13 protein-coding genes are annotated in these 16,212 nt (G+C 66.9%); 6 read left to right on the top strand and 7 right to left on the bottom strand.

Annotation, left to right across the window (positions count from 1 at the left end):
• Nucleotides 1-14: 14 nt before the first annotated feature.
• Nucleotides 15-2,000: a transketolase gene (gene tkt, locus DFO50_RS03240; RefSeq protein WP_107888958.1), complete on the bottom strand. Its 1,986-nt coding sequence runs from the start codon at nt 1,998-2,000 to the stop codon at nt 15-17.
• Nucleotides 2,001-2,187: 187 nt separating this feature from the next.
• Here tkt and DFO50_RS03235 point away from each other — a divergent pair, with 187 nt between their 5' ends.
• Complete coding sequence (locus tag DFO50_RS03235; protein ID WP_028498675.1) at nt 2,188-2,946, top strand: BPSS1780 family membrane protein; 759 nt, start codon at nt 2,188-2,190, stop codon at nt 2,944-2,946.
• A gap of 76 nt (nt 2,947-3,022) precedes the next feature.
• On the opposite strand, the gene DFO50_RS03230 is transcribed toward DFO50_RS03235, so the two are convergent.
• A complete protein-coding gene (locus tag DFO50_RS03230; protein WP_028498674.1) occupies nt 3,023-5,047 on the bottom strand; it encodes an NADPH-dependent 2,4-dienoyl-CoA reductase in 2,025 nt (674 codons plus the stop codon).
• A gap of 226 nt (nt 5,048-5,273) precedes the next feature.
• On the opposite strand from DFO50_RS03230, the gene DFO50_RS03225 reads away from it, so the two are divergent.
• The 3 genes from DFO50_RS03225 to tolQ all read left to right on the top strand — a co-directional run bounded on the left by DFO50_RS03225 (nt 5,274) and on the right by tolQ (nt 7,976).
• On the top strand, nt 5,274-6,434 hold the full coding sequence (locus DFO50_RS03225) for an MFS transporter (protein ID WP_028498673.1): 1,161 nt from the start codon (nt 5,274-5,276) through the stop codon (nt 6,432-6,434).
• A gap of 243 nt (nt 6,435-6,677) precedes the next feature.
• A complete protein-coding gene (locus tag DFO50_RS03220) occupies nt 6,678-7,235 on the top strand; it encodes an L-threonylcarbamoyladenylate synthase (RefSeq protein WP_028498672.1) in 558 nt (185 codons plus the stop codon).
• A 72-nt stretch (nt 7,236-7,307) separates the two neighbouring features.
• Complete coding sequence (gene tolQ, locus DFO50_RS03215; RefSeq protein ID WP_373280114.1) at nt 7,308-7,976, top strand: protein TolQ; 669 nt, start codon at nt 7,308-7,310, stop codon at nt 7,974-7,976.
• A gap of 61 nt (nt 7,977-8,037) precedes the next feature.
• Here tolQ and DFO50_RS03210 read toward each other — a convergent pair whose 3' ends face one another.
• The 4 genes from DFO50_RS03210 to dprA form a co-directional block, all read right to left on the bottom strand.
• Complete coding sequence (locus DFO50_RS03210; protein WP_112692013.1) at nt 8,038-8,319, bottom strand: hypothetical protein; 282 nt, start codon at nt 8,317-8,319, stop codon at nt 8,038-8,040.
• Nucleotides 8,316-10,619: a type I DNA topoisomerase gene (topA, locus tag DFO50_RS03205; RefSeq protein ID WP_028498669.1), complete on the bottom strand. Its 2,304-nt coding sequence runs from the start codon at nt 10,617-10,619 to the stop codon at nt 8,316-8,318. Before topA ends, DFO50_RS03210 begins: the two co-directional genes overlap by 4 nt.
• A 155-nt stretch (nt 10,620-10,774) precedes the next feature.
• Entirely contained in the window at nt 10,775-11,230 is a 456-nt protein-coding gene (locus DFO50_RS03200; RefSeq protein WP_028498668.1) for a DUF494 family protein, read from the bottom strand.
• Nucleotides 11,231-11,343: 113 nt separating this feature from the next.
• Complete coding sequence (gene dprA / locus DFO50_RS03195) at nt 11,344-12,444, bottom strand: DNA-processing protein DprA (RefSeq protein WP_107888955.1); 1,101 nt, start codon at nt 12,442-12,444, stop codon at nt 11,344-11,346.
• 236 nt (nt 12,445-12,680) lie between these two features.
• On the opposite strand from dprA, the gene def reads away from it, so the two are divergent.
• On the top strand, nt 12,681-13,184 hold the full coding sequence (def, locus tag DFO50_RS03190; RefSeq protein WP_028498666.1) for a peptide deformylase: 504 nt from the start codon (nt 12,681-12,683) through the stop codon (nt 13,182-13,184).
• A gap of 55 nt (nt 13,185-13,239) precedes the next feature.
• Complete coding sequence (fmt, locus tag DFO50_RS03185) at nt 13,240-14,169, top strand: methionyl-tRNA formyltransferase (RefSeq protein ID WP_028498665.1); 930 nt, start codon at nt 13,240-13,242, stop codon at nt 14,167-14,169.
• A gap of 24 nt (nt 14,170-14,193) precedes the next feature.
• Here the strand turns inward: fmt and DFO50_RS03180 are convergent, their stop codons facing one another.
• Nucleotides 14,194-16,167: a U32 family peptidase gene (locus DFO50_RS03180; protein ID WP_112692012.1), complete on the bottom strand. Its 1,974-nt coding sequence runs from the start codon at nt 16,165-16,167 to the stop codon at nt 14,194-14,196.
• Nucleotides 16,168-16,212 lie beyond the last annotated feature (45 nt).

Below are 16,212 nucleotides of genomic sequence, written 5' to 3'. Positions count from 1 at the left end.
GCCGCCGGTCAGGCTTACAGTACCGATTTCACCGTGGCGACGACGTTGTCGACGGTAAAGCCGAAGGTTTCGAACAGCACCTTGGCCGGCGCGGATTCGCCAAAGTGGTCGAGGCCGACCACGGCGCCGTCCAGACCGACGTATTTGCGCCAGCCGTCCGGGTGGCCGGCTTCGATGGCGACGCGCGGCAGCGCCTTCGGCAGCACCGAGGCGATCCAGTCCTTGCCCTGGCGGTCGAACACACTGGTCGACGGCATCGACACCACGCGAACCGGAATGCCCTGCCCGGCCAGCGCGGTCTGCGCCTTCAGTGCCAGCTCGATTTCCGAGCCGGTGGCGATCAGCACGGCACGGGCATTGTCGGCATCGCGCAGCACGTAGCCGCCGCGGCGGATTGCGGCCACCTGACCGGCATCACGCGGGATGAACGGCAGGTTCTGGCGACTGAAGATCAGCGTGCTCGGGCCGTCGTTGCGCTCGATGGCAGCCTGCCAGGACACGGCGGATTCCACCGTGTCGCACGGGCGCCAGGTGTCCATGTTCGGGATCAGACGCAGGGTGGCGACCTGTTCGACCGGCTGGTGGGTCGGGCCGTCCTCGCCCAGACCGATCGAGTCGTGGGTGAACACGAAGATCGGGCTGATCTTCATCAGCGCCGCCATGCGCAGTGCATTGCGTGCGTATTCGCTGAACATCAGGAAGGTGGCGCCGTACGGCTTGAAGCCGCCGTGCAGGTACAGGCCGTTCATGATTGCGGCCATGCCGAACTCGCGCACACCGTAGTACACGTAGTTGCCGCCTTCGGCGCTGTTGGCGTCCTTCGAGCCGGACCACAGCGTCAGGTTCGAGCTGGCCAGGTCGGCCGAGCCACCGAGCAGCTCCGGCAGCTTCGGCGCGAAGGCTTCAATGGCGTTCTGCGATGCCTTGCGGGTGGCCAGCGTCTCGCCCTTGGCGGCGATCTGCGCGACCACGTCGGCGGCGAAGGCGGCCCAGTCGGCCGGCAGCTTGCCACCGATGCGGCGTTCGAATTCGTCGGCGAGGGCCGGGTATGCAGCACGGTAGGCATTGAAGCGCGCGGTCCAGTCGGCTTCGGCGGCATTGCCGCTGTCGCGGGCGCTCCAGCCGGCATAGATGTCGGCCGGGATCTCGAACGGCGCATGCGGCCAGCCGAGGAATTCGCGGGCGGCGGCGATTTCGGTCGCGCCCAGCGGGGCGCCGTGCACGTTGTGGCCGCCCTGCTTGTTCGGCGCGCCCATGCCGATCACGGTCTTGCAGCAGATCAGCGTCGGCTTGCCGGTTTCGGCGCGGGCGGCGTCGATGGCCTTCAGCACGGCGTCGACATCATGGCCGTCGACGTTGCGGATCACGTGCCAGCCGTAGGCTTCGAAACGCTTCGGCGTGTCGTCGGTGAACCAGCCTTCGACGTCGCCGTCGATGGAGATGCCGTTGTCGTCCCAGAACGCGGTCAGCTTGGACAGGCCCCAGGTGCCGGCCAGCGAGCAGGCCTCATGGCTGATGCCTTCCATCAGACAGCCGTCACCGAGGAAGACCCAGGTGCGGTGGTCGACGATGTCGTGGCCCGGCCGGTTGAAGCTCTTGCCGAGCACCTTCTCCGCCAGCGCCATGCCGACCGCGTTGGTGATACCCTGCCCCAGCGGCCCGGTCGTGGTCTCGATGCCCGGCGCGTAGCCGTATTCGGGATGGCCCGGCGTCTTCGAATGCAACTGGCGGAACTGCTTCAGGTCGTCGATGGACAGATCGTAGCCGGTCAGGTGCAGCAGGCTGTACAGCAGCATGGAGCCGTGCCCGTTCGACAGCACGAAGCGATCGCGGTCGGCCCACTTCGGGTTGGCAGGGTTATGCTTAAGGTGATGCTTCCACAATGCGACGGCAATGTCCGCCATCCCCATCGGCATGCCGGGGTGGCCGGAATTGGCTTGTTGCACTGCATCCATGCTGAGAACGCGAACGGCGTCAGCGAGCTCTTTGCGCGTGACCATCAAAAAAACCTCGGAAGAGTGGCTGTGTAGGCGGGCCTGCCGCGCGGCACGGCGTCCGGGTCGGAGGGTCACCGGAGGCGCAGGACGCGAAAGCCTGCAAAAAAATCATGCGATTATCGCCGAATGACGACGTGGGCGGCAACCTTCCGCCTGCATCGAAGCTGTAATAAGCCCTGAGGGAGTTTTCATGCAGTCCACCCCGTTGCCGGAAGTCCGGCGCGTTCCTGCCAGTGCCGGTCGGCGCTGGATCGTCGCCGCATGGCGTCTGTTCCGTGACTATCCGCTGCCATGGATCGGCATCGGTGTTGTCTTCATGCTGATTCAGCTGGTGCTGAGCATGGTGCCGGTGCTCGGCCAGTTGCTGGCCGCGATCCTGACCCCGGCACTGATGGCCGGCGGCGCCGTGGCTGCGGCCCGCGCTGCGCGCGACGAACGCCCGCGCGTGCTCGACCTGTTCGGCTGTTTCGAGTCGCAGCGGGCGCTGCCGTTCTTCGTGCTCGGCGCGATGTACCTGGCCGCATCGGTACTGATGTACCTGGTGTTTTTCTCGCTGGCGGCCATGCTGGGCTTCAGCATGCCGACCGGCACGCTGGCGCCTGAGGACCCGGCGCTGCTGGGCGAGGTGGTGTCGGCCCTGCTGGTGGCGGCACTGCCGGCGACCTTCCTGCTGACGATGGCCTTCTGGCTGGCACCGATCCTGGTGCTGTGGCACGGACTGGCGCCGCTGGCTGCGCTGCGCGAATCGTTCACTGCCAGCGTGCGCAACTTCGGCGCGTTCTTCGTCATGTTCCTGTGGATGATGGCGCTGATGATGCTGGCGGCCATGCTGCTCGGCCTCGGCATGCTGGTGTTCACGCCGCTGGCGCTGCTGGTGCCGGTCGTCGGCTACCACGACCTGTTCGGCAGCGGGCGCGAGACCGGCCAGAATGTGGATGTCATCGGCTGATTGACCTGCACCAGAACGACAATGGCGGCCTGATGGCCGCCATTGCTTTTGCTTCGTTTGCTGCCCCCGGGGGCGATCAGATCGACAGTGCCAGTTGCGTGCCCTGCAGGATGGCGCGCTTGGCGTCGAGTTCGGCCGCCACGTCGGCGCCGCCGATCAGGTGCACGGTCTGTCCGCGCGCCTGCAGCGGCTCGACCAGTTCGCGCAGCGGGTCCTGGCCGGCGCAGATCACCACATTGTCGACCGGCAGCACCTGGGTCTCGCCCTTGACGGTGATGTGCAGGCCGGCGTCGTCGATCAGGTCGTAGCTGACGCCGTTGACCATCTTCACGCCGCGCATCTGCAGGCTGGCACGGTGGATCCAGCCGGTGGTCTTGCCGAGGCCGTCGCCGACCTTGCTTGCCTTGCGCTGCAGCAGGTACACCTTGCGCGGACTGGCATGCGGCGCGACCCCGGCGGGAGCCAGGCCGCCGCGATGGGCCAGCGCCATGTCGATGCCCCATTCGCGGGCGAAGGCGGCCGGGTCGAGGCTGGTCGATTCGCCGCCCTGGGTCAGGTATTCGGCGGTGTCGAAGCCGATGCCGCCGGCGCCGATGATGGCGACGGTCTTGCCGACCGGTTTCTTGTGCTTCAGCACGTCGACGTAGCTGAGTACCTTCGGGTGCTCGATGCCGGGAATGGCCGGCAGGCGTGGCGCAATGCCGGTGGCCAGGATCACCTCGTCGAAGCCGGCCAGGTCGTCGGCGCCGACGCGGTGGCCGAGGCGCAGCTCGACGCCGGTCAGCTCGATCTGGCGACGGAAATAGCGCAGCGTTTCGTTGAATTCTTCCTTGCCCGGAATCTGGCGGGCGATATTGAACTGGCCGCCGATCGCGTCGGCCGCGTCGAACAGCGTCACCGCATGGCCGCGACGGGCGGCTTCGGTGGAAAAGGCCAGGCCGGCCGGGCCGGCGCCGACCACGGCCAGGCGCTTGCTGCGGGCCGGGGCCGGCGGCGTGACCAGCACGGTTTCGTGGCAGGCGCGCGGGTTGACCAGACAGGAGGTCAGCTTGCCGGCGAAGATGTGGTCCAGACAGGCCTGGTTGCAGCCGATGCAGGTGTTGATTTCGTCGGCGCGGTTTTCCGCGCTTTTCTGCACGAAAGCCGGGTCGGCGAGGAACGGGCGCGCCATCGACACCATGTCGGCGCAGCCGTCGGCGATCACGCGTTCGGCCACAGCCGGGTCGTTGATGCGGTTGGTGGTCACCAGCGGGATGCCGACCGAGCCCATCAGCTTGCGGGTTACCCAGGCGAAGCCGGCACGCGGCACCATGGTGGCGATGGTCGGGATACGGGCCTCGTGCCAGCCAATGCCGGTATTGATGATCGTGGCGCCAGCCGCTTCGACCTGCCGGGCCAGGGCGACGATTTCGTCCCAGCTCGAACCGTCGTCGACCAGATCCAGCATCGACAGGCGGTAGATGATGATGAAGTCGGGGCCGGTCGCGGCGCGCACGGCACGAACCGCCTCGAGCGCAAAGCGGCAGCGGTTCTCGAACGAGCCGCCCCACTCGTCGTCACGGTGGTTGGTGCGCGTGGTGAGGAACTGGTTGATCAGATAGCCTTCCGACCCCATCACCTCGACCCCGTCATAGCCGGCATCGCGCGCCAGCACGGCGCAGCGGGCGAAATCGGCCAGGGTCTGGCGGATGTCGTCCCCGGTCATGGCCAGCGGCGCGAACGGGTTGATCGGCGCCTGCAGCGCGGATGGCGCATGCGGTTCGGGCTGGTAGCTGTAGCGACCGGTATGCAGGATCTGCAGCGCGATCTTGCCGCCGGCTTCGTGCACGGCGTCGGTCACGACACGGTGGCGGGCGCCCTCGGCGGCGCTGGTCAGTTCCGACCCGCCGGCATACACCCGCCCCTTTTCGTTCGGCGCGACGCCGCCGGTCACGATCAGACCGACGCCGCCGCGTGCGCGTTCGGCATAGAACGCCGCCAGCCGCTCCGGGCCGTCGGGCAGCTCTTCCAGTCCGGTGTGCATGGACCCCATCAGGACGCGGTTTTTCAGGGTGGTGAAGCCGAGGTCCAGCGGGGCAAGCAGGTGCGGATAGGCGGTCATGTTTTTCTCCACGGAGGGGGCGTGCGGGTCACGGGAAGGCGGATGGCCGACGGCTTGGCCATGGTCCCGAACATACCGGCGGCCGTCGATGCTGTCAAACGACCGTTTGATTCTTTGGGCTTGTCATGGCCCGGGTGCCAATGGAATAGTAGGCCCGAATGCCGACAAACCCCGCCATGCAGTCAGAACGAGCGGCGGTCGCGGTGGAGAAATGGGGAAAAACGTCATGCCATTGACGCGCGTATTGTGGTTCGCCGGGGTCATCATCACCCTGGCCATGGGCATCCGTCACAGCTTCGGCCTGTTCCTGGAGCCGCTGTCGGCCGGCGGCGGACGGGAGACGATCGCCTTTGCCTTTGCGATCCTGAACCTGCTGTGGGGCGCGGCGCAGCCGTTCGCCGGCGCCTGGGCCGACCGTGCCGGCGCGCGCCGGGTGCTGGTGGCCGGCGCCCTCGCCTACGCCGCCGGTCTGTGGACGCTGGCGGTGCCCGGCATGCCGCTGCTCGGCAGCGTGATGATCGGCATCGGCCTGGCCGGCACGACCTATGGCGTCGTGTTCGGCGTGGTTGGCAAGCTGGCGCCGCCGCATCGCCGCAGCCAGGCGATGGGGCTGACGGCGGCAGCCGGCTCGCTGGGCCAGTTCCTGCTGCTGCCGGCCGGCCAGTGGGGCATCGATCATCTCGGTGCCAGCCCCACCCTGCTGGTGTTCGCCGCGCTGACGCTGCTGATCGTGCCGCTGGCATGGCCGTTGCGGGTCGAGGGGATCGAGCGACCATCGCAGCCGGTCGGCGACGCCTTCCGCGAAGCGATGCGTCATCCCGGTTTCCTGCTGCTGTCGGCGAGTTATTTCGTCTGCGGTTTCCAGGTGTCCTTCGTCGGCGTCCACCTGCCGGCCTTCCTGGCTGATCGCGGGCTGTCGTCCTCGGTCGGTGCGCTGAGTCTGGCACTGATCGGGCTGGCCAATATCGTCGGCACCTGGCTGTTCGGCCATATGGGCGCGCGGCACGACAAGTCGCGGCTGCTGTCGGGCATTTATGCCTGTCGTGCGCTGGCCATCGTGCTGTTCGTGCTGCTGCCGGTGACGCCGGCCAGTGCCATTGCCTTCTCGGCCGCCATCGGTTTCCTGTGGCTCGGCACCGTGCCGCTGACCAACGGCATCATCGCCGGCATCTTTGGTGTCCATTACCTGTCGATGCTGGGCGGGCTGGTGTTTTTCGCTCACCAGCTCGGCAGTTTCTTCGGCATCTGGCTTGGCGGGCGGGTGTACGACAGCACCGGCAGCTATGACCCGGTGTGGTGGGCCAGCGTGGTGCTGGGGGTGATGGCGGCGCTGCTGTGCCTGCCGATTCGCGAGCGACCGCTGCAGCGCGCGGAGGCCGGCGCATGAAGTGGCTTGGCGGTGCGCTGATCCTGGCCGCAGTGCTGCTGGCGCTGTATGGCTATACGCGGCCGGAGGCGGCGCTGGTCTACGGCAATCTGGTCGGGATGTGCCGTTAGCGGGCTGCGCTGCGCCCGTTCGCGCTTTTTTGTGGCCTGCCCCGGGGCCGGCCGTCTGGTATTCTTTTGCGCTTCTGCCTGCATCCGGGCCGGCAACGTGCCAAAATGGCGCCGTCGTCCCATTTTTGCCGTCATGTACCGCTTCCCTTCCGCCTCTCTCCTTCGTCAGACCCGCAGACATCTCAAGCGCGGCGGCGTGATCGCCTACGCGACCGAGTCATGTTTCGGACTGGGTTGTGATCCGCGCAATGCGCGCGGGCTCAAGGCCATTCTGCGCATCAAGGGGCGGCCGAATCACAAGGGAATGATCGTGGTCGGCGCCGGTGTGGAGGCGTTTCGCGGCCTGATCCGCATGCCGGACACGGCCGGGCGCGCGCGTCTGGCCACGCGCTGGCCGGGTCCGACCACGTTTCTGCTGCCGGCCGGTCGTCAGGCGCTGCCGTGGCTGCGGGGCCGGCATACTACGCTGGCCGTTCGCGTCTCGGCCCATGCCGGCGTGGCCGCGCTGACCCGCCGGCTGGGGCCGCTGGTGTCGACGTCGGCCAATGTGGCCGGCAAGCGTTCACTGCGCAGTGCCGCTGCGTGCCGGCATGCGTTCGGTGACCGCCTGCTGACGCTGCCGGGCCTGGTCGGCCGTCGTCGTCGCCCATCCACCATTATCGATTTTGCCAGTGGGCGTGTATTGCGATAGCTTTCGCACGCCAGTTAAAGTCCTAACTCGTCTAAGACAAAGGTTCTCTCAGTCGTGGAAACCACCCAATCCCTGTCGGTCGTCAAGCTGTTGCTGGATGCGAGTCTGCCGGTTCAGTTCATCATGGCCCTGCTGATGGTCATGTCGGTCCTGTCGTGGACCCGCATCATCATGAAATGGATCGACGTGCGCCATGCCCGTCTGCATACCGAGGATTTCGAGCGCGCGTTCTGGAGCGGTGCCGACCTCAACCACATGTACCAGCAAGTGTCGGGCAAGAAGGACGGCATCGGCATGGAAAAGATCTTCCAGGCCGGCTTTGCCGAATTCGTCAAACTGCGCCGCCAGCCGGGCGGTGAGCTGTCCGACACCATGGACGGCACCCGCCGCGCGATGAAGGCTGCCGCCCAGCGCGAGCTGGACGAGCTGGACCGCCATACCGCCTTCCTGGCCACGGTCGGCTCGGTCAGCCCGTATATCGGCCTGTTCGGTACGGTCTGGGGCATCATGCATGCGTTCATCGGGCTCGGGAACGCCGGCAATGCGACGCTGGCCACGGTCGCTCCGGGTATCGCCGAGGCGCTGATCGCCACCGCCATCGGCCTGTTCGCCGCCATCCCGGCCGTTGTCGCCTACAACCGCTTCGCCTACGACATCGACCGCTTCGCCAACCGCTTCGACACCTTCATGGAGGAGTTCTCGAACATCCTCCAGCGTCAGGCGACCAAGGCCCCGAACTGAGGCTGACCCGACAAGAAAACCGCCCGGACATCACTGTCCGGGCGGTTTTTTTGCGGGGTGCTCAGCGTGGCGCGGGCGGACTGGCCGGCGGGGTGTCCTGCCCGGCCGGGCGGGTCGAGGCGATGCCGGCGCTGCGCGGCGTCGGCCGCTGATCGTCGAGGGCGGCACGGCGGCCGATGGCGAGCGGGCTGGTTGAGACCGGCACCGCGGCGCGGATGGCATCGTACGGTGTTGCCGTGGCGCGCGGACGGTCCGTGGTGTCCCCGGACCCGGCCGCCAGTGCCGGCAGGCCGGTGAAGGCGCCGGCCATGGCAGCAAGGACGATCAGGCGCTTCGGCATCATTCTTCCGCCGTCTTCGCTTCCGGCGGGGCAATGACCTCGCTGTAGCCGCATTCCTTCTGCGGGCACACCTTCTCGGTACCGCGACGCTTGGTGGTCTTGATGGTCAGGATCGGCCAGCCGCATTTCGGGCAGGTTTCTGCCACCGGCGGGTTCCAGGTCGCGTACTTGCACTTCGGGTAGGTGTTGCAGCTGTAGAACAGCTTGCCGTAGCGGCTCTTGCGTTCGATCAGGTGACCGGTCTTGCATTCCGGGCACTCGACACCGGTGTCGCGCGGCTTTTCCAGCGGCTCGATGTGCTTGCACTTCGGGTAGTTGGCGCAGCCGATGAACTTGCCGTAGCGGCCCTTCTTGACCACCAGCTGGCCCCCGTCCTCCGGGCAGACCCGGTCTTCGATGATGACTGGTGCTTCTTCTTCGGCGGCGGCCTGCTCGGCGGTTTCGTTCAGGTTGCGGGTGTAGTCGCAATCCGGGTAGCCGGTGCAGCCGATAAAGCGACCGCGCTTGCCGAAGCGGATGTTCAGCGGCTTGCCGCACTTCGGGCAGGCTTCGTCGAGGCTTTCGGTGGTGACCTCGGCGCGGCTGATGCTTTCCTTCTCGGTGATCTGCTTGTGGAATCCCTTCCAGAAGCCGTCGAGCACCGGGATCCACTGGCGCTTGCCGGTGGAGATATCGTCAAGCTGGTCTTCGAGCCGGGCGGTGAAGTGATAGTCGACGTACTGGGCGAAGTGCTCGGTCAGGAACTTGTTGACGATCTCGCCGGTATCGGTCGGCTGGAAGCGCTTCTTGTCGAGGATCACGTACTCGCGATCCTTCAGCGTCGAGATGATCGACGCATAGGTCGACGGACGGCCGATGCCATATTCTTCCAGCGTCTTCACCAGCGACGCTTCCGAGTAGCGCGGCGGCGGCTGGGTGAAATGCTGCTCGCCGGACAGTTTGTCCACCGGCAGCACGTCGCCGACTTCCAGCAGCGGCAGCTTGGCGCTGTCCTCGTCGTCGTCGGCGGTATCGTCGACGTCTTCCTGGTACACGGCGATAAAGCCGGCGAAGGTCTGCACCTGACCGGTGGCGCGGAACACGCCGTCACCGACCGCGATGTCGACCGCGGTGGTGTCGAACTTTGCGGCGGTCATCTGGCAGGCCAGCGTCCGCTTCCAGACCATGTCGTACAGTTTGAACTGGTCGGCAGTCAGGAATGGCTTGACCGATTCCGGCGTGCGGAAGATCGACGTCGGGCGCACGGCTTCGTGCGCTTCCTGGGCGTTCTTGGCCTTGTTCTTGAACACCGACGGCGTTTTCGGCAGGTAGTCGGCGTCGAAGTGCTGGCCGATGTAGAAGCGGATCTCCTCGACCGCGTCGTTGGCGAGCGCCACCGAGTCGGTACGCATGTAGGTGATCAGACCGATCTGGCCCTGGCCGACGTCGATGCCCTCGTACAGCTGCTGTGCGGTGCGCATGGTGCGGTCGGTGGTCATGCCGAGCTTGCGCACCCCCTCCTGCTGCAGCGTCGAGGTCGTGAACGGTGCGGCCGGGTTGCGCGATTTTTTCTTCTTTTCCACCGCCGTGACCGCAGCGTCGTGGCCGGACAGCGCGGCCAGCACCGAGGCCTGGGTGGCTTCGTCGGGAATGTCGAACTGCTCGAGCTTCTTGCCCTGCCACTCGTTCAGCTTGGCGCCGAATTTCTGCCGGCCCTTGTGGCTGTCCAGATGTACCGACCAGTATTCCTGGGCGGTAAACGCACGGATTTCGATCTCGCGCTCGCAGATCAGGCGCAGGGCCGGGCTCTGCACGCGGCCGGCGGACAGGCCGCGACGGATCTTCTTCCACAGCAGCGGCGACAGGTTGAAGCCGACCAGATAGTCGAGCGCACGGCGCGCCTGCTGGGCATCAACCATGTCCTGCGAAATTTCCCGCGGGTTGGCGACGGCTTCCAGCACCGCGTTGCGGGTGATCTCGTGGAACACCACGCGCATCACCTTCTTGTCCTTCAAGAGCTTCTTGTTCTTGAGGATTTCCATCAGGTGCCACGAAATGGCTTCACCCTCGCGGTCCGGGTCGGTCGCGAGATAGATGGTGTCGGCTTCGCGCACGGCGGCGGCGATGGCGTCAACGTGTTTCGAGTTCCGCGCGATGATCTGGTACTTCATCGCGAAGTCGTGTTCGGGGTCGACCGCGCCGTTCTTGGGCACCAGATCGCGAACGTGACCATAGGAGGCGAGTACCTCGAAATCGGACCCGAGATATTTTTTCAGTGGCTTCGCCTTGGACGGCGATTCGACGATCAGCAGATTGGCGGACATGGAGTTCGAGACGTCAATAGTCCCTAAATGTATTCGGGAAAGCGGCGCCAAATGCAAGCGCCGGCCGGGTGAAGGGCGCGATGGTAGAGCCTAAAGCCGTTCGCTCACAAGCGTTCGGCGCTTTCGGTGCGGTCCGGGACGATGCCGGACCGGCGTTATTGCAACGGTGGCTGACCGTCGATGGCGACCATCAACTCGTCGGCCACCAGAATGTCGATGTCGGCAGCGTGACGCCACAGAACGGCCAGGGTGGCAAGGCGGACGGCATCGAGATCGAGATCGTCCGAGGGCAGTGCCATCAGCCGGTCGATCAGTTGCTCCCGCTGCAGATTGGTCAGGGCGCCGGCCGTATCGAGAAAGTGGATGAACCCCTGGGTATCGACCGGCAGGTGTTCGCATTCGCTGGCGCTGAACATGCGCGTGGCGGTGCTTTCCGCAAACACGATCGGCGACGCATCGTCGGCGGCCAGTTCGGCCAGCCAGTCCAGCGCATCGTCGATTTCCTCGTCTTCGAAACCGACTGCGGACAGTTTTTGCGCCAGGTGTTCCGGTTCGGGACAGGCGGCGAAGTCGCGGTATTCCTGGACAAGAAAGGCAATGATATCGAGCATGGCGGCGGCTTTTTCAGTGGAAACAAAGGGCGGTGAGGCCCGACGCCGGCGGCGACTCGCACCCTGCCCGTCGCGTGGAGCCCGAATTCGGCTCCGGCATGAACGGGCGGGCGTCAAACGACCCGCTGGTAGCGGCCGCCCGGTAGCGGGGCGACCCGTCCAGCGAGCTCTAGCGGCAGCAGCATCGCCAAAACCCCCTCCACCGTCAAGCCCGTACGTTGCGCCAGGGTATCGGCATCGACCGGATCGAAGCCCAGCGCAGCCAGCAGCCGCGCGTCGCCGGCGGCGAATTCACTCTCCGGGACAGCGGCGGGTCCGGCGACCGGCGGCAGTGCCGGCAAGGGCGGCAGTTCGGCCAGGATGTCATCCAGCGACTCGGTCAGCCTGGCGCCGTCGCGGATCAGCGCATGGCAGCCGCGCGACAGTGGCGAGTGAATGGACCCGGGAATGGCGAACACTTCGCGGCCTGCCTCGGCAGCCTGGCGCGCCGTGATCAGCGAGCCGCTGCGCAGGCCGGCCTCGACCACCAGGCAGCCGGCGCCGAGCCCGGCGATGATGCGGTTGCGGCGCGGGAAATGGGCGGCCAGCGGCGGCGTGCCGAGCGGAAACTCGCTGACGATCAGGCCGTGACCGGCGATGCGTCGTGCCAGCGGCCGGTTGCAGGCCGGATAGACGCGGTCGATACCGGTGCCGATCACGGCGACGGTGGCCGCCGGGGTGTCGACCGCGCCGTCATGGGCCGCCGCGTCGATGCCGGCGGCCAGGCCGCTGACGATGGTATAGCCGGTGTCGGCCAGCGCCCGGGCGAAGCGGCCGGCATCGCGGATGCCCTGCGCGCTGGCATGCCGGCTGCCGACGATGGCGAACAGCGGCCGGGACAGCAGTTCGCGCCGGCCGTGCAGGAACAGCAGCGGCGGCGCGGCCGGCGACTGTGCCAGCGCCAGCGGGTAGTCTGCGTCGAGCCGTGTCTGCAGCGAACGGGTCGCGTCGGCGGCCAGCCAGTCGGCTGCCGCCTGGCGCGCAGCCCGGCTGTCGTCGCCGGCAATCGCCGCGGCCAGCTGGCGCGATACGACGCTGGCCAGCTGCCGGGGCGGTGCGGCGCAGATGGCCTCCGCCGTGCCGAATGCCTCCAGCAGGGCATTGAACCCGATCGGACCGAGGCCCCTGACATGGAACAGATGCAGCCAGGCATCGTGGCCGGTCAGCAGGCTCATGGCCGTATCGCCACGGCGATAAGGTCTGGCGTCGTCACAGCCGATATAATGGAAAAGCGCATGGAAGCCTCTTGCCGGACGAAACGGACAGCACCATGTTGCAGATGAACGACAATGACGGGCGGCGCCGACGGTCAGGCGGTCCGGAATACCGGGCATGACCACGGTGCGGCGAGGCCCCGCCGCCTCCGGCGACCCGTCCCCAGACAACGCAATGTATTAGATAACATCACCCTATGGCGCTGCTCAACATCCTGAATTACCCGGACGACCGTCTGCACACCATCGCCAGGCCGGTGGCCGAGGTGGACGATCGCATCCGCACCCTGATCGACGACATGGGCGAGACCATGTACGCCGCGCACGGCATCGGCCTGGCGGCGACGCAGGTCGACGTGCACGAACGCCTGCTGGTGATCGACCTGTCCGACACCCATGACGAACTGCAGGTGTTCATCAACCCGGTCATCACCCATCGCGATGGCGAGGTGGTGTACGAGGAAGGCTGCCTGTCGGTGCCGGGCGTCTACGACAAGGTGACCCGTGCCGAGCACGTGATCGTCGAGGCGCTGGACCGCGACGGCAAGCCGTTCACGCTGGATACCGACGGCCTGCTGGCCATCTGCATCCAGCACGAGATCGACCACCTCGACGGCAAGGTCTTCGTCGAGTACCTGTCGCCGCTGAAGCAGAACCGGATCCGGAACAAGCTCAAGAAGCGCGAACGCCAGAGCATGTAGCGTGGTCGCACCGGGCCTGGCGCCCGGATTTCGCTTTTTCAGATCGGATCGTCACATGAAACTCATCTTCGCCGGCACGCCGGATTTCGCCGCCGCCGCCCTGTCCGCGCTGCATGCCGCCGGACACGACATCGCCCTGGTGCTGACCCAGCCCGACCGGCCGGCCGGCCGTGGCATGAAGCTCAAGCCGTCGGCGGTCAAGGCGCGCGCGCTGGAACTGGGACTGCCGGTCAGCCAGCCGCAGACGCTGCGCGATGCCGGCGCCCGGCAAGCGCTGCACGACATCGGGGCCGACGTGATGGTGGTGGCCGCCTACGGGCTGATCCTGCCGCAGGCGGTACTGGACATCCCGCCGCTCGGCTGCCTGAACATCCATGCGTCGATCCTGCCGCGCTGGCGTGGCGCCGCGCCGATCCAGCGCGCGCTGCTGGCCGGCGATGCCGAGTCCGGCGTCACCATCATGCAGATGGAAGCCGGGCTGGACACCGGTCCGATGCGGCATGTCGTGCGCACGCCGATCAGCGCCACCGACACTGCCGCCAGCCTGCACGACCGGCTGATGGCGCTGGGCGCGGCCGCCATTGTCGAGGTGCTGGCCGATCCGGCCGCCTTCCCGCCCTGCACGCAGCCGGAAGCGGGCGTCACCTATGCGGCCAAGCTCGACAAGGAAGAGGCCCGGCTCGACTGGACCCGGCCGGTGGCGGAACTCGACCGTGCCGTGCGCGGCTACTGCCCGGTGCCGGGCGCGTGGACCACGCTGGGCGGCGATCTGCTGAAAGTGTGGGGGGCGAGCCCGGCCGACGGGCGCGGTGCGCCTGGCACGGTGCTGGAAGCCGGCCACGACGGCCTGCTGGTCGCTTGCGGTGATGGCGCGCTGCGCCTGAGCGAAGTCCAGCCTGCCGGCGGCAGGCGCCTGGCGGCCAGTGCCTTCGCGGCCGGCCGGCACGGGCTGGTCGGCCAGTTGCTCGGCACCGACCCTGCATAAGGGCGGTCGCCCGGGCCGCTGACCCTACGGCTGCTTGCGGTGGAAGGTCAGCGGCTGGACCGGCACGCTGGACGGCGGCGGGGCGTTGAAAATGTGTTTCTTCATCTTGCCCATGACGTGCATTTCGCACGGCTTGCAGTCGAAGGTCAGGGTATAGGTCTCGCTGCCGGACTTCAGTGTCATCGGCTCGGCGCGGATCTGGCCCTTGACGCCGATGACCCCTTTGGCCTGCTTCGGGCACAGGTTGTAGCTGAAGCGCAGGCAATGCTTGGTGATCATCAGGCTGACCTCGCCCGGCTCCTCGTGTGCCTCGTAGGCCGCATCGATCAGCGTGACGCCGTGGCGGGCATAGAACGCCCGGGCCTTGTCGTTGTACACATTGGCCAGATACGACAGTGAGGTCTCCGGATACGGCACCGGCGGTTCCAGCGGCGCCTTGCGCGGCGGGCGCGGCCAGTTGGCGATGCGCGCGGCGGCCAGCCGGGCGACCACGTCGCGGCGCAGGGCGTTGATGGCCGAGGCCGGCACGAACCAGGCCGAGGCCAGCGCCAGCTCGACGCCGTGGGCGACGAACATGGTGCTGCCCAGCTTGGCCAGGCTGTCGCGCAGCCCGGCTTCCGCCCGCGCGGCGTCACGGGCCGGTTCCAGCATCAGCGCCATGGCGGCCGATGCCGTCCCGCCATCCTCGTCGGTGGCAGTCAGTTTCAGTCCGTCGGGCTGGTCTTCCAGCTTCAGCCAGACGCCGACCCGGCGCTCGGCCGACTTGCGTGTCAGCGCCTGCTCCCAGGCATGGTCGCGGTTGCGGCTGACTTCCGTGCCCGGCTTCAGCCCGTCCAGCGCGCGCATGCCCTCGTTCGGATACACCCGCCAGCGCGTGGTGCCGTTCTCGCCAGGACCGGTCATTTCGACGGTATTGGCCTGCATGCCGTGCACTTCGCGCTTTTTCATGTAGTTGAGGCCGTCGCCGTTGGCGAGCGGCTCGGTGGCGTCGATCTCGAACCAGTCCTGGGCCAGCCGCGTTACCGTGCCGACCGGTACGCCGATAAAGGTCGGCGAATCGAAGGCGCCGATATCGTCATGGCGGCCGTTGACGAAATAATCGGTATGGCCGCGATGGAAGGACTTGTCGATATCCGGCGTGAACAGGATCTCGCTGCGGCCGCTGGAGGCGCGCGCCAGTTCCGGGCGGCGTTCGAGGATCTCGTCGAGCAGCAGCCGGTAGTGGGCGGTGATGTTCTTGACGTAGTTGGCTTCCTTGTAGCGCCCCTCGATCTTGAACGAGCGCACGCCGGCGTCGATCAGCGCTTCCAGATTGGCGCTCTGGTCGTTGTCCTTCATCGACAGCAGATGCTTGTCGAAGGCGACCACGCCGCCACTGGCATCGGTCAGCGTGTACGGCAGCCGGCAGGCCTGCGAACAGTCACCCCGGTTGGCGCTGCGGCCGTTGTCGGCATGGCTGATATAGCACTGGCCGGAAAACGCCACGCACAATGCGCCGTGGATGAAGAATTCGAGTGTGGTGTCGGCCGGCAGCGCATCGCGCACGGCGCGGATCTGCGCCAGCGTCAGCTCGCGCGCCGGCACCACCTGGGAAAAACCGGCATCGGCCAGGAAGCGCGCCTTTTCCGGTGTGCGGATGTCGCACTGGGTGCTGGCGTGGAGCTGGAGCGGTGGCAGGTCGAGTTCCAGCAGGCCCATGTCCTGCACGATCAGCGCATCGACGCCGGCCTCGTACAGCTGCCAGACCAGCTGGCGCGACGGTTCCAGCTCGGCATCGTGCAGGATGGTGTTCAGGGTGACGAAGATGCGGGCGTGGTAGCGGTGAGCGAATTCGGCCAGACCGGCGATCTCGCTCACCGTGTTACAGGCGTTGTGGCGCGCGCCGAACGACGGGCCGCCGATGTAAACCGCGTCCGCGCCGTGCAGGATCGCCTCGCGGCCGATGTCGGCGGTCCTGGCGGGCGCGAGCAGTTCAAGCTGGTGGGCGGGCAGGCTCATGACGTGGTCGTCCGGGGTCGGTAGGAAAAGGGCGGCAGTATAACG

Source organism: Microvirgula sp. AG722 (assembly GCF_003269145.1).
GTDB classification, from domain to species: domain Bacteria; phylum Pseudomonadota; class Gammaproteobacteria; order Burkholderiales; family Aquaspirillaceae; genus Microvirgula; species Microvirgula aerodenitrificans.
Note: the sequence above shows the minus strand (reverse complement) of the source record. Positions and strands in the feature narration are given on the sequence as shown.

Bases quoted from the DNA above. Each gene is read 5' to 3' on its own strand.
- def (WP_028498666.1), top strand. From the start codon at position 12,681: ATGGCGCTGCTCAACATCCTGAATTACCCGGACGACCGTCTGCACACC.
- DFO50_RS03235 (WP_028498675.1), top strand. From the start codon at position 2,188: ATGCAGTCCACCCCGTTGCCGGAAGTCCGGCGCGTTCCTGCCAGTGCC.
- DFO50_RS03225 (WP_028498673.1), top strand. From the start codon at position 5,274: ATGCCATTGACGCGCGTATTGTGGTTCGCCGGGGTCATCATCACCCTG.
- DFO50_RS03180 (WP_112692012.1), bottom strand. From the start codon at position 16,167: ATGAGCCTGCCCGCCCACCAGCTTGAACTGCTCGCGCCCGCCAGGACC.
- DFO50_RS03210 (WP_112692013.1), bottom strand. From the start codon at position 8,319: ATGATGCCGAAGCGCCTGATCGTCCTTGCTGCCATGGCCGGCGCCTTC.
- DFO50_RS03220 (WP_028498672.1), top strand. From the start codon at position 6,678: ATGTACCGCTTCCCTTCCGCCTCTCTCCTTCGTCAGACCCGCAGACAT.
- topA (WP_028498669.1), bottom strand. From the start codon at position 10,619: ATGTCCGCCAATCTGCTGATCGTCGAATCGCCGTCCAAGGCGAAGCCA.
- DFO50_RS03230 (WP_028498674.1), bottom strand. From the start codon at position 5,047: ATGACCGCCTATCCGCACCTGCTTGCCCCGCTGGACCTCGGCTTCACC.
- tkt (WP_107888958.1), bottom strand. From the start codon at position 2,000: ATGGTCACGCGCAAAGAGCTCGCTGACGCCGTTCGCGTTCTCAGCATG.
- DFO50_RS03200 (WP_028498668.1), bottom strand. From the start codon at position 11,230: ATGCTCGATATCATTGCCTTTCTTGTCCAGGAATACCGCGACTTCGCC.
- fmt (WP_028498665.1), top strand. From the start codon at position 13,240: ATGAAACTCATCTTCGCCGGCACGCCGGATTTCGCCGCCGCCGCCCTG.
- dprA (WP_107888955.1), bottom strand. From the start codon at position 12,444: ATGAGCCTGCTGACCGGCCACGATGCCTGGCTGCATCTGTTCCATGTC.